The 11,855-nt window shown below is 58.8% G+C and carries 13 protein-coding genes and 1 pseudogene; 13 read left to right on the top strand and 1 reads right to left on the bottom strand.

Annotation, left to right across the window (positions count from 1 at the left end; genetic code table 11):
- Window positions 1-3: 3 nt before the first annotated feature.
- The 6 genes and pseudogenes from phnL to phnN all read left to right on the top strand — a co-directional run bounded on the left by phnL (window position 4) and on the right by phnN (window position 4,712).
- A complete protein-coding gene (gene phnL, locus L4923_RS10435; RefSeq protein ID WP_239364494.1) occupies window positions 4-804 on the top strand; it encodes a phosphonate C-P lyase system protein PhnL in 801 nt (266 codons plus the stop codon).
- A 106-nt stretch (window positions 805-910) separates the two neighbouring features.
- A complete protein-coding gene (locus tag L4923_RS10430; protein WP_239364492.1) occupies window positions 911-1,810 on the top strand; it encodes a PhnD/SsuA/transferrin family substrate-binding protein in 900 nt (299 codons plus the stop codon).
- A 5-nt stretch (window positions 1,811-1,815) separates the two neighbouring features.
- On the top strand, window positions 1,816-2,616 hold the full coding sequence (locus tag L4923_RS10425; protein WP_275448350.1) for a phosphonate ABC transporter ATP-binding protein: 801 nt from the start codon (window positions 1,816-1,818) through the stop codon (window positions 2,614-2,616).
- Window positions 2,609-3,421 (top strand): phosphonate ABC transporter, permease protein PhnE, encoded by an 813-nt coding sequence (gene phnE, locus L4923_RS10420; RefSeq protein WP_239364490.1) that lies wholly within the window; start codon window positions 2,609-2,611, stop codon window positions 3,419-3,421. The genes L4923_RS10425 and phnE (L4923_RS10420) overlap by 8 nt, the downstream gene beginning before the upstream one ends.
- Before the next feature lie 3 nt (window positions 3,422-3,424).
- Window positions 3,425-4,143 (top strand): annotated as a pseudogene (locus L4923_RS31205) (DUF1045 domain-containing protein).
- Window positions 4,134-4,712, top strand: coding sequence for a phosphonate metabolism protein/1,5-bisphosphokinase (PRPP-forming) PhnN (phnN, locus tag L4923_RS10410; protein ID WP_425530931.1), 579 nt, complete (start codon window positions 4,134-4,136; stop codon window positions 4,710-4,712). The pseudogene L4923_RS31205 and the gene phnN overlap by 10 nt, the downstream one beginning before the upstream one ends.
- A gap of 410 nt (window positions 4,713-5,122) precedes the next feature.
- Here phnN and L4923_RS10405 read toward each other — a convergent pair whose 3' ends face one another.
- Window positions 5,123-6,229: a penicillin acylase family protein gene (locus tag L4923_RS10405; protein ID WP_239364482.1), complete on the bottom strand. Its 1,107-nt coding sequence runs from the start codon at window positions 6,227-6,229 to the stop codon at window positions 5,123-5,125.
- A gap of 102 nt (window positions 6,230-6,331) precedes the next feature.
- On the opposite strand from L4923_RS10405, the gene phnC reads away from it, so the two are divergent.
- The 7 genes from phnC (at window position 6,332) to phnH (ending at window position 11,855) form a co-directional block, all read left to right on the top strand.
- On the top strand, window positions 6,332-7,144 hold the full coding sequence (phnC, locus tag L4923_RS10400) for a phosphonate ABC transporter ATP-binding protein (RefSeq protein WP_239364479.1): 813 nt from the start codon (window positions 6,332-6,334) through the stop codon (window positions 7,142-7,144).
- Between the two features lie 41 nt (window positions 7,145-7,185).
- On the top strand, window positions 7,186-8,118 hold the full coding sequence (gene phnD / locus L4923_RS10395; RefSeq protein ID WP_239364476.1) for a phosphate/phosphite/phosphonate ABC transporter substrate-binding protein: 933 nt from the start codon (window positions 7,186-7,188) through the stop codon (window positions 8,116-8,118).
- 145 nt (window positions 8,119-8,263) lie between these two features.
- Entirely contained in the window at window positions 8,264-9,115 is an 852-nt protein-coding gene (phnE, locus tag L4923_RS10390) for a phosphonate ABC transporter, permease protein PhnE (RefSeq protein ID WP_239364473.1), read from the top strand.
- On the top strand, window positions 9,112-9,981 hold the full coding sequence (gene phnE, locus L4923_RS10385) for a phosphonate ABC transporter, permease protein PhnE (protein WP_239364471.1): 870 nt from the start codon (window positions 9,112-9,114) through the stop codon (window positions 9,979-9,981). The genes phnE (L4923_RS10390) and phnE (L4923_RS10385) overlap by 4 nt, the downstream gene beginning before the upstream one ends.
- A complete protein-coding gene (gene phnF / locus L4923_RS10380; protein WP_239364469.1) occupies window positions 9,978-10,883 on the top strand; it encodes a phosphonate metabolism transcriptional regulator PhnF in 906 nt (301 codons plus the stop codon). The genes phnE (L4923_RS10385) and phnF overlap by 4 nt, the downstream gene beginning before the upstream one ends.
- A complete protein-coding gene (phnG, locus tag L4923_RS10375) occupies window positions 10,789-11,313 on the top strand; it encodes a phosphonate C-P lyase system protein PhnG (RefSeq protein WP_239364467.1) in 525 nt (174 codons plus the stop codon). The genes phnF and phnG overlap by 95 nt, the downstream gene beginning before the upstream one ends.
- Window positions 11,313-11,855 carry a phosphonate C-P lyase system protein PhnH gene (gene phnH, locus L4923_RS10370; RefSeq protein WP_239364463.1) on the top strand — a complete coding sequence of 181 codons (543 nt, stop codon included), beginning with the start codon at window positions 11,313-11,315 and terminating at the stop codon, window positions 11,853-11,855. Before phnG ends, phnH begins: the two co-directional genes overlap by 1 nt.

Below are 11,855 nucleotides of genomic sequence, written 5' to 3'. Positions count from 1 at the left end.
GCAATGCCAGTTCTACACGTCTCAAACATAGGCAAGCAATTCGTCATGCACCTGCGCGGCGGCATCCGGATACCCGCCATCTCCAACCTCTCGTTCAGTGTCGAGCGAGGTGAGTGTGTCGTCCTCAATGGACCTTCGGGCGCGGGCAAGAGTTCCGTGCTCAAGATGGTCTACGGTACCTACGAAACCGAGAACGGCGGCATCCTCGTTCGTCACGGTGACCGAATCATAGACATCGCGTCGGCCGATCCATTGGTGATGAAGCAGGTCCGCCGGACGACAGTCGGTTATGTAAGCCAGTTCCTGCGTGTCGTTCCGCGCATTTCGGCCCGGGACCTGGTCGCCGAACCGCTCCTGGCGGAGGGTGAACACCATGACGTGGCGATCTCCCGGGCCGAGGCCCTCCTTGATCGGTTGAATGTGCCAGAATCCTTGTGGGCTCTGCCCCCGGCGACTTTCTCAGGCGGTGAGCAGCAGCGGGTCAACATCGCACGCGGTTTCATCACCCAACACCCTTTGTTGCTTCTCGACGAACCCAGCGCATCGCTGGATGCGCGCAACCGTCAAATTGTGATCGAGCTCATCAACAAGAAAAAGGCAGCAGGCGTCACCATGCTTTGCATTTTTCATGATGCCGAGATGCGGGAAGCCGTCGCCGATCGCTTCATCGAGGTCTCGCCGCTTTTATCGGGACAGAACGGATCCGAGCCGTCATCTGATGCGAGCAAGACGCCGATGCCGCCTAGTTCGAGAGCGCAGTCTACCCAGAAGCGCCGAGGGTATCTATCGGGCATTCGTACCTGAAGTGTAGCTCTGTCGTCATCAGCAATACACGGGCTTGTTACACGAAGATCATCATCTTCGATCCGAAGACGCACTCTTCGGCAAACAAACACACAAGGGCATCAACATGGAACTTTCCTTTCTCCGCAATATAGCTGCCGCGATCGGCATCGGCTTGCTCGGCCTTGCGCCAGCGACCGGCATCGCATCGGCCGAAACCATCCGCCTTGCCGCCACTGACATCGACGGGCTCGAAGAGCTGCAGAGGCAGTTCGGCCAGTTCAAGCAAATTCTGTCGGAAACTACCGGGATCGATATTGAGTTCTTCCCGGTGAACAACAGGACCGTTGCAGGCGAAGCGCTCCGTTCCGGCAAGGTCGACATGGCTCTCGTAGGCCCGTCGGAGTACACGATCTTCCAGAGCCGCACGAGGATCGCGCCTGTCGTTGCTTTCTCCCGGGCCGACTACTACTCGGCGATCATCGTTCGACAGGACAGCGGAATTCATACACTCGCCGACCTTAGGGGAAAGCGCATGGCTTTTGCTGCGGTCGGATCGACGTCGGCTCACATTGGCCCATCGCTGTTGCTGGCGGCAGCCGGCCTCGATCCTACAAAGGACGTCGAGCCCGTGCATCTGTCCAACATGGTGGGTTACACGGCCTTGAAGCGTGGGGACGTTGCCGCTTGGGGCATGGCGGGTTTCGTATACATGCGCTTGCGTGACGAAGACCCCGAGGTCAATTCAGGCACCTTCCGCGTTATTGCCCGCGGTCCCGATCTGCCGAACGACGTCATCGTGGCGGGCGAGCATGTCGACGAGGAGGTGATCGAGCGCTTCAGGGAAGCCTTCCGCAATCCCGAAACGGCCGCCAAGCTGAAGGAAGCGCTGCTTGTGACCACCGAGGGCGCTGATCGCTACACGCTGAGTGCGTTCCTGCCCAACGTGCAGGATAAAGACTACGATTACATGCGTCAGGGCTTTGTCGCTATCGGCCAGCCACAGTTTTCAAAGCCACTGAACTGATCGCCATGCTCTCCAGACTCGACCTCAAAAGCCAGCAGTCGACTATCGGTTCGGGACAGCGGTCTCCCGATTTCGATCTCGAAATTTCCGATCTTTCAAAACGGTTCGGAACCAACACTATCCTGCGTGGCATCAGTATGTCCGTCGAGTCTGGCTCTATCGTCTCACTCATAGGGGCGAACGGCGCTGGCAAGTCGACCTTGCTACGCAGCTGCATTCGATTGATCGAGCCGGACTCCGGCTCGATTACGGTTCAGGGCAAGCAACTCGTTGGAGCCGCACATCGGGACCTTGTTTTCGTCAGGTCAAAGATCGGTTTTATATTCCAGAAGCATAACCTGTCCTCACGCCTATCCGCCCTGAGCAATGTCATCCACGGCGCCCAGTCTCGCCGAGGCGGGCCGCGCACCTGGATACAGGCCTTCGCGCCGAAAGAGCTACGTGAGGAAGCCATGGACATGCTCGCTGCCGTCGGCCTCAGTCATAAAGCTCTGTCCCGGGCGGATCAGTTGTCCGGCGGACAGTCGCAACGTGTGGCGATCGCGCGCGCGCTCATGCAGCGACCGCGTATCATCCTTGCCGACGAGCCGGTGGCGAGCCTGGATCCCTCTTCCGGCTTCGAAGTCATGGAGCTCCTGATCCGTCTCGCTCGTGAGCACAAGGCGACAGTCATGTTCACGACACACAATCTCAAGCATGCCGAAGAATATGCCGACAGGGTCATCGCCTTGAAGGGCGGTCTGATCGCTTTTGACCAGCATGCATCCCAGTTTTCAGCTGCGTCGGTGAAAGACCTCTATGTCTGATATTTCTCCACCCCGCACCCTGCCCGCTCGCTTCGAACGCGCGTCACCTTTGCGCTTCGTCCTTCTGGTGGCGTGTGCTGCAGCCATTATATCATCCATCCATGGATCGCAGATTTCGATCTCGGCGCTTGTCGATGGGCTCCCTCAGATAGGGCGGCTGGTAGGTGATATGTTCCCGCCTGACATTAGCCGCCTCCCGGTGATCCTGCTGCGACTTCTCGAGACCTTCCAGATGGCGCTCGCAGGAACGTTCATCGGAATCATCCTTAGCTTGCCGATCGCGGTTCTTGCCACACGAGATTTCTCACCACATCCGGTCGTACGCTTCCTCACCAAGGGGCTCGTGTCGTTTTGCCGGACCATCCCCGATCTCATCTGGGCGCTGATTTTCGTGGTTGCGGTGGGCCTGGGACCTTTCGCAGGTACGCTCGCTATCATCGTAGACACAATCGGGTTCTGCGGCCGGTTCTTCGCCGAGGCGATGGAGGATGTCGAAAAGGGGCCTCAGGAAGCACTGACGGCTCTCGGCGCTTCCCGTACCGACATTATCGCCTCCGCCGTGGTGCCGGGCGCCATGCCCGCCATGATCGCCACCGGACTCTTCAGCCTGGAGAAGGCGACACGAGGATCGGTCGTGCTGGGTATTGTCGGTGCCGGCGGTATCGGCGTCGAACTTCAGGTGGCATTGGACCTCTTCAACTACGCCCAGGCAGCCACCATCATCTTTGTGATTTTCGTTCTGGTCCTGGCCGTCGAGCAGGTCGGCAGTGCGCTGCGCGCGCGCATTCTCGTCTCTGGAAAATAGTCAATGCCAACCGAGGGATCAAATGGGCCGCGTTATGCCCTTTACTACACGACACCGGCTGACCATCCGTTGACGCGGACAGCGTCGGAATGGCTCGGAAGGGATGCATTCGCGAAGGGGATGACGGAGCAAGCCGCGGTCAGGGTTTTCAGCGCTGTGACCTTAGACCCACGCCGGTATGGCTTCCACGCAACGTTGAAGGCGCCGTTCCGATTGAAGGCCGGAGCGACCCGGAATGAGCTTCGCGAGGCGATCGGGGAATTCGCGACAAAGCGGTTTCCGTGTCCTCTGGGCCCTATGAAGATCGCGATCCTTGGCAACTTCCTCGCTCTCATTCCCAAGGAGCAGACCCCGGCACATGCGGGCTTTGCATCGTCTGTTGTCACCCAGTTCGCCCGTTTTCGCGCTCCGATGAATGCAATGGAGATGCAACGCCGACTCCAGTCGAAGCTGGATGAAACGGAGACGACCAATCTTGTCCGTTGGGGATATCCTACGTTTTCGACAGGTTCCGTTTCCATATGACGCTGACTGGGCACATCGACGAGCCTGCCCGGACTGAAATTGCGACGAAACTGCATTCGATCTTCGATCCTCTTCTCGATGAAGATTTCCAGATCGACGCGTTGACGCTGTTTGAGCAAAAAGCGCCGAATTTCAACTTCGTCGTGGCCGAGAGCTTTCCGCTCCGATCACGGTATCCCACAGAGCAATGCCAATGAGCGGAACGGTCGTATTTGTAGTCGGCCCGAGCGGGGCCGGCAAGGATACTGTGCTGGGATACGCGAAGAATGTTCTCCAGGGTGACGAGAGATTCAGGTTCGTTCGACGAACGATTACAAGGCCGGCGGGTGGGAATGAGGATCATGAATCTGTTTTGCCCAACGACTTCCTCCGGATTGTCAGAGAAGGCGGGTTCGCACTCCATTGGAACGCGCATGGCCTGGCATATGGACTACCAATCATCGTCGACGAGTGGCTCGCTGCTGGACGGGTCGTTATCGCAAACGGGTCGCGGGGAGCGTTGAACGACGCGCGTTCCCGATTTCAGAACTTGGTCGTTCTCAACATCACCGCTTCGCTAGAGGTTCTCGTGCACCGCGTCACAGAGCGGGGCCGGGAAACGGAGCGTGCAATAAAGGCACGCCTTAATCGAGGACAGGAGTTTGCTGTCGGGGGCGATGACGTTATTTCGATCGACAATTCAGGGCCGATTGATCACGCCGGTCAGGAAACCGTCCGCCACTTGCTCAGGGTAAAAGACGCTGCAGGCAAGCGATGTTCATCCTGACGTGTCTAATTATCAAATTATATGCCGCGTAACACATTGATATCATTGCAAGACAGTTCTTAAGGTTTAATGGAAAGTCATTTGACCGCTTCTGGTCACGAAACGCTGCGGCTGTGCAACGTGGACCCAGGATCACAGGAAGTTGTAGCCTTGTTCGACTGAGGAGATAATCCGCTCCAGGTTCCATGCTGCCGCTCAAGAGCAGAGGCGGGCAGCTCGCAAACTCTGGATTGTGTTTCGGCGTGCAATTTTACGCGCCATAGTGGCCGACTTTTACGCCGCCGCCTGGCCGGATTTTGCTCCGCCGTTGACATGGACCTGTTGGCGGGCGGTGCGGGGCTGTAGTCTGGCTCCTGGTGGATGCCGCCGGGAGCGGCGGCATCCACCAATAAACAAGTATAAGCTCAAGTTTAATTAGAAACCCGATACCGAATCAAATGCGGATCGGACTCGATTTCACTTTCGTTGAATCGCCAGTTGATGATGTGACCTGATGAGTAGGCCCGGGTCATATCGGATGAATGCTTCGACTCCGGATTGTTCGAAAGCGAATATACTATCATTCCACGGCTTGCTACATGGTTTTCGGAATACTCTGCAAAGTAGACTAGACTGGTGCTTCCCGCCGCTGCGTATCCGTCTCTGTGGGGCTTGAGCCCGATTGGGTTAAACACGCCGTCTGCGTTTGCGCTCCCCCGCTGACCGATCCGCTCGTCTTTGAACAAGGTGAACTGAACGTCGCCCAGTCTGGCATCCAATGGGATGTTCTTTTCCTTGAGTTTCTTTACCGCCGCAACAAGGGCATTAAGTACGTTGGGATCATCCGTCGCAAGCTGCCGCGGCGTGTTGACGGGATCGGCTGGGTTAAATGGAATGCGGAACACGACACCACCCAACTCTCTGAACTCTCGGAATAGATGCGCCCCGCGAGCATTGATGACGAAAGTCCTGTTCCAGCCGGAGAGGGCGTCGCATGCTGGCTTTAGATCGACAGCGTCTACCGGTGACGCTATATTCGCCCTGCACAGGGCTATGAGGTCGTCGGTGATGAGTTCGCCGATTTTCGACCGTGTGCGGAGGAAAATCTTCTGAGCGTTGTCCAGATCGAACTTGTTTCCCGGAAGGGTTCCGGCCAATCGATCTTGAAGCATCGTAAGGCCAATACGAGCGCGTGGCGTAAGTTCGGCTTTCTCTTCGCCGAACACGCGCGCCTTGCCCAAAATCGGCTCGTCCGGAACCGACATCCACGGTCCGTTGTTGGAATTTGCGACGTATGGCACACCGATCCGGGTCACGCCCTTTGTCGGACTGAAAATGCCGGGTCTGGCAGCGTCGGGGTCGGAACCCCATTCGCAGTCGGAACGCGATCCATCCAGAACATCCACCGTCCCGCAGCGCTGCAGCATCTCATCCGTGACATGCGGAATGTTGCCGATATCGGCCAGCAGCGTCTCCTTGGCGTCGACCGCGATCGTGTTGTTGTCCTGGACCTGGTAGCGCTTCAGAATATCCAGCATGTCGCGCACGGACCCGCTACCGATCCGGTGTCAAAGAGTCGGATAAGTAATATTCATCCGAATGTAATGGCCATGTCATGAACGCCGCGTAGCTTTGCGGGCATGACACATCGAACGCTACATATTTCCGGGGTGACCCGGCGTTTCGGCAGCAAGACCGCCGTGGACAACGTGACGCTGGACATCGCGCCGGGACAATTCGTTGGCATCATCGGCAGCTCGGGGGCGGGGAAATCCACTCTGCTGCGGCTGTTGAATCGGATGGTGGAGCCGAGCAGCGGCGAGATCCGGTTTGGCCACCGGGAGGTCACAAAGTTGAAAGCGCGGGCGCTGCGGGAGTGGCGCCGCGAGTGCGCGATGATCTTCCAGCAATTCAACTTGATCGAGCGGCTGGACGTTCTGACCAATGTACTGGTCGGGCGCATCGCTGCCCATGGTTTCGCCAGTTCGATGGTGATGCGGTTTTCCGATGCCGAACGGCAGATGGCGATCGAGGCGCTCGATCGTCTAGGCATGACGGAGCATGCTCTGCAGCGTGCTGGAACGCTGTCGGGTGGACAGCAGCAGCGCGTCGCCATTGCCCGGGCGCTGGTTCAGAAGCCGCAGATCATGCTTGCCGACGAGCCGATTGCTTCGCTCGATCCCGGCAATGCGACGCGCGTCATGGACGCCCTTCGCTCGATCAATCGGGAAGACGGGCTCACAGTGCTTGTCAACCTGCACACTCTGGATACCGCCCGTGAGTATTGCGACCGCATCGTCGCGATGCGCACGGGCAGGATAGTCTTCGATGGTGTTGCCGGACAGCTTACCCGTGAAGTGGTTCGCGACATTTATGGCGGTGCAGGGACCGATGAGTTCAACGAGGCCATTACCTCGACCAGGCTGCCGCTCCCGGAGCTCGCGCTCGCTTGACACAAATCCCAAAGCTTCAATGTCCCCGGAGAAAACGCACTATGCATTCCAAGATGAATATCCTGACAGCCGTCCTAATGCTGGGCGCTGCCGCGCTGCCGGCCCATGCTCAAGGCTGGAAAGACGACTACGCGATCGTCAAATTCGGTGTCCTGTCGAACGAAAATGAAAAAGACCGGCTGATGCGCTACGAACCTCTGCGGGCGTATCTCGAAGGCAGCCTCGGCGTGAAGGTCGAGATTTTCTCTGCCGGCAATTACGACGGCGTTGTTCAGGCGATCGCGGCCGACCAGATCGAAATCGCGCGTCTCGGCTCCTCCTCTTATGCCGCCGCTTACACGGCCACGAACGGAGGCGTCGTGCCGACGCTGGTTGACCTTAGCAAAGATGGCAGCACAGGATACAACTCGATCGTTGTTGCCCGTTGCGATAGCGGTATCAAGTCTCTCGCCGACGCCAAGGGCAAGGTCCATGCTTTCGCCGATCCAGACTCGACGTCGGGTTATGCGGTGCCCTATTTCAATTTTATCACGAAGCTGAATATCAAGCCCGAGCAATATTTTGCGGCGATCCCGTTCGCCGGTAGCCATGAGGCCGGCGTTGCGGGCGTTGCGAACGGCACCTTTAGCACCGCTTCGACCTCTCAGAGAACGGATACGAACGGTACCTATCAGGACATGGTCCAGAAGGGCATGATCGAGAAGGGTGTCATCTGCCCGATCTGGAAAAGCCCCGAAATCACGAACGGTCCCTGGACGTTCCGTACGAACCTGCCCAAGGACATGATCGAAGATATTACGGTCGCTCTGGAAAAACTGCCAGAAGCTGAGCCGGAGACTTTCAAACTCTACGTTTCCTTCGACGCGGATGATCCGAACCCGGTCGTCGGCTTTACCCGTGTCGATGCCGAGCGGTACCAGTGGATCGTCGATATGCGCGACTGGCTGAAGAAGCGACGTCGCAACTCCAACTGACATTGATCAGGGGCGGCGGGGGTACCGTGGGTTGGGTGGCGCCCTCTGAACTTATGGCTATTCGATATGACAGGGCTTGATCGTGATTCTCCCCGACGCTTCTCCAGCGCAGATCTGCCAACAGGACTATCGCAGGCACCTGCGGATGAGGCAGCGGACTACCCTGGCCGCGCTGGCACTGTTCGCTGCCCTCTTTGTTGCCTCTTCGTTGATGAGCGATTTCTTCAAGGTCACCCAGGTGACGTTGCCGGATGGCAGTCGGGCATGGCGGTGGCTGATCTCTGCCGGCATGCCGCGTCTAGGCGAGTATATCGAGATGACCTTGCCGACGCTGCGCTGGCAGAGCTTTCTGAGCGATCTTGCCGAATGGTTCTGGCGTTGGGATATCTGGCTGCGGCTGCTAGTTGAAACCATTCTTATTGCCTTCATGGCGACAACTCTCGGTGTGATCGGCGGCTTCCTGCTGTCCTTTCCCGCCTCGCGCAACCTCGCGCCCAATCGCTGGGTGTTGTGGATCTCCCGCCGCTATCTGGAAATCGCCCGCACTGTGCCTGAGCTTGTCTGGGCGTTGATCTTCGTTTTCTGTTTCGGCGTCGGTCCCATGGCCGGAGTGCTTGCCATCGGGCTGCATGCCTGCGGCGCGCTTGGCAAGCTTTATTCCGAGGTCAACGAGAATATCGATATGCGCCCGTTGGACGGGGTGAAAGCTGCCGGGGGAAGCTGGTTTGACCAGATCCGATACGGCGCGGTGCCCCAAGTTCTGCCTAATATCATCAGCTATACGCTGCTGCGCTTCGAGGGCAATGTCCGTTCATCCTCGATCATCGGCTATGTCGGCGCCGGCGGACTGGGGCAGGAATTCCGCACTGCCATGAGCCTGCAGGACTATACCGACCTTTCGGCGCTGTTCCTGATCCTCTTCGTCACCGTCGCCGTCATCGACTGGGGCTCTGAGAAGGTTCGCCATCGTTTCATCGAAAAGGAGAACCACCGGTGAGCGTATCCGCAAAATCCGATGCCGATTTTCGCGCGGTCGCGCGCCGGAAATTGCTCGCCGAGTTGCGCCCGGCTCCGGCCGTCGTGGCAAAGCGCTATCTTCTGAGCGGCGGGTTTCTGGGGCTATTTTGCTTCTGCCTCTGGAGTTTCGACTTTTCTCCGGCGCGAACCACCACCGGGGTCGGCCGTCTGGGGCATGTGCTCTCCTTCATGTTCCCACCCCATATCTGGACCAACTGGGCAAGTTTCCAGCCAGTGCTTGAGGGGCTGTGCCAGACGCTCGCTATGGCGTTTCTCGGGACGCTGCTGGGCGCAGCCGTTGCGTTTCCACTCTCTTTTCTGGGAGCGAAGAACATCAATCGCTACGGGATTTTCCGGCAAGGAATGAGGCGTGGCTTCGACTTCATCCGCACCTTCGAAACGCTGGTTCTCGCCCTGATCTTCATTCGCGCCTTCGGTCTGGGGCCGCTTGCAGGCGTTTTGGCGATCGCGGTTTCCGAGGTGGGCAACCTCGCCAAACTGTTTTCCGAAGCGATCGAGAATACATCGAAAAAGCCGGTCGAAGGGGTCAGGGCAGCTGGTGGAAGCCGGCTTCAGGAGATCCGCTATGGCGTCTTGCCGCAGGCCTCGCCGGTCATTCTATCGATCATCCTGTACACTTTCGAATCCAACACCCGAACCGGCACTATCCTCGGGGTGGTTGGTGCAGGCGGCATCGGGTTCCTGCTGGCGGACCGTATCAGTGCCTACAGATGGGACGAGGCCTGGTCGATCATCTTCCTGATCGTCGTGATGGTCTATCTCATCGACTCTCTCTCGGCGAAACTGCGCGCACTGCTTATCGGTGGTTGGGAAGGCGGCAAATGATGCGCGCGACCCACCATATGCTTGCAGGAACGAATGCCAGGAAAATACCGGCCGCCGCGCTGGACAGGCATAGTGTCATCGGATACGTGAAATTCATCCGAATGAATACTGCCGCATGCTCATTTCGCATGGTGGGTACACAATCGGCATGTGCCGTTCGCAATCGAGAGGTTCCTGAAGTGTCGAGGCAAAAAAACTGGGAAGATGTGCGCGACTGGCTCGTGAAGCAGATCGAGTCCGGAGAAATGATGGTCGGCAGCCCTTTGCCGATAGAGTCTGAACTTCAAAAAATCACCGGGGCAGGACGGCATTCGTTGCGCCGTGCGATTGCATCGCTCGCCGAAGAAGGGCGGCTCAGCGTCGAACAGGGCCGCGGTACCTTCGTGGCGGCGCCTCCGCAGATTGTCTATCGCATCGGCCGCCGGACGCGCTTCCGCGAAACGCTGCTCGCGCAGGGGATCGAACCACTTCGGGAAGTTATTTCGACCGAGATTCTGCCCGCGCCCGCCCATGTCGCCAAGATGCTGGGCCTCGCGGGCGGGGCGTTGGTCACGCGCTGCGTCAGCCGCAGTTACGGCAATGGTGTGCCGGTTGGGATCGGCATCATTTGGAATTGCGCCCTGCGCTTTCCCGACATGGCGGAGCGGCGTCGGCGCGGCGAGTCGGTGACGGATGTCTATCGCTCGCACGGGGTCGCCGATTACCAGCGCCGCGAAACCATGCTGTCGGCGCGCAAACCAGAAAAATGGGAGGCGCGAACACTTCTGCAGCCAACCGACAGCCCTGTTGTCGAACAGGAAAAGATCGATGTCGCGCCAGATGGCGTTCCGATTGGTTTCTCTGAATCCATCTGGGCGGCGGGCCGGGTCCGCTTCCTCATCGATACCCAAGAAAATGGATAATCCAATCATGAAAGATCATGCCGAACTTCTGGAAACGCTCGCTCGGGCGAACGTCGACTTGCTCAAGGCCGAGGCCGAAGCGGTGCTGCCGCAGCTCGGCGACATCGAGGTGATCGAGAACCGCTCGGGCCTGGTCATGCTGCCGATGCGCGACACGGTAACGGGAAGCGATTTCTATCTGGGCGAAGTGCTGACGGCCGAGGCGCATATCCGCCTGAACGATCATGGCGCCGAGGGCTATGGCATGGTGACCGGCCGCGATCTGGAACGCGCAATGGCGATGGCGGTGATCGACGCGGCGCTGGATGCCGGGATCGAGACGGACCGCCTGGGCCGGTTCGTCGATAAGGCCGCCGCCATACAGCGGCAGGCGGATGATGACAGGCTTCGGCGCATAGAAGCCACACGCGTTGAAATGGAGACTTTCTGATGCTGACCATTCCTCGTCCCGATGCGGAGGACGCCCGGGACAACGCCGTTTTCGATGCTGTGCTCTGGGCCATGTCCCGTCCCGGCGACTGCCGCCACATGACTACCCCCGGGCCGCTTGCCGTCGCGCTGGCGCTTGTCGATCAGGAATGCCGCGCCCATGCCGAAGATCCCGACCTGGCCGAGGCCCTGCGCCGTACCGGCGCGACCCTTGTCGATCTGGAACGGGCGGATCACGTGTTCCTGGCTCTGGACAGCGACGCGGCGCTTTTCCGGCTGGAACGTCTGAGCCTGGGCGATCCGCTTTACCCCGAACAGGGCGCGACATTGGTCTCGCCGGCGCGGATCGGCCAGGGGGCCGAACTGAAACTGACAGGCCCGGGCATCGAGACCGAAACGCGGCTGTGCATCGGCAATGTGCATCCCCAATTCTGGGCGCAGCGCAAACGGCTCTGTGCCTATCCGCTGGGGTTCGAAGTTATTTTCGTCGACGGGGAAGAAATCGTGGCGATCCCCCGCTCGACGCTGGTCGAGGAGATTTGA

This window comes from Terribium retamae, assembly GCF_022347545.1.
Taxonomy (GTDB): Bacteria; Pseudomonadota; Alphaproteobacteria; order Rhizobiales; family Rhizobiaceae; genus Mesorhizobium; species Mesorhizobium retamae.
The sequence above is the reverse complement of the archived record's forward strand: the minus strand, read 5'-3'. Positions and strand labels throughout refer to the sequence as shown.

Excerpts from the sequence above, each read along its gene's own strand:
- phnL (WP_239364494.1), top strand. The coding sequence starts at position 4 with ATGCCAGTTCTACACGTCTCAAACATAGGCAAGCAATTCGTCATGCAC.
- L4923_RS10430 (WP_239364492.1), top strand. The coding sequence starts at position 911 with ATGGAACTTTCCTTTCTCCGCAATATAGCTGCCGCGATCGGCATCGGC.
- L4923_RS10425 (WP_275448350.1), top strand. The coding sequence starts at position 1,816 with ATGCTCTCCAGACTCGACCTCAAAAGCCAGCAGTCGACTATCGGTTCG.
- phnE (WP_239364490.1), top strand. The coding sequence starts at position 2,609 with ATGTCTGATATTTCTCCACCCCGCACCCTGCCCGCTCGCTTCGAACGC.
- phnN (WP_425530931.1), top strand. The coding sequence starts at position 4,134 with ATGCCAATGAGCGGAACGGTCGTATTTGTAGTCGGCCCGAGCGGGGCC.
- L4923_RS10405 (WP_239364482.1), bottom strand. The coding sequence starts at position 6,229 with ATGCTGGATATTCTGAAGCGCTACCAGGTCCAGGACAACAACACGATC.
- phnC (WP_239364479.1), top strand. The coding sequence starts at position 6,332 with ATGACACATCGAACGCTACATATTTCCGGGGTGACCCGGCGTTTCGGC.
- phnD (WP_239364476.1), top strand. The coding sequence starts at position 7,186 with ATGCATTCCAAGATGAATATCCTGACAGCCGTCCTAATGCTGGGCGCT.
- phnE (WP_239364473.1), top strand. The coding sequence starts at position 8,264 with ATGAGGCAGCGGACTACCCTGGCCGCGCTGGCACTGTTCGCTGCCCTC.
- phnF (WP_239364469.1), top strand. The coding sequence starts at position 9,978 with ATGATGCGCGCGACCCACCATATGCTTGCAGGAACGAATGCCAGGAAA.
- phnG (WP_239364467.1), top strand. The coding sequence starts at position 10,789 with ATGTCGCGCCAGATGGCGTTCCGATTGGTTTCTCTGAATCCATCTGGG.
- phnH (WP_239364463.1), top strand. The coding sequence starts at position 11,313 with ATGCTGACCATTCCTCGTCCCGATGCGGAGGACGCCCGGGACAACGCC.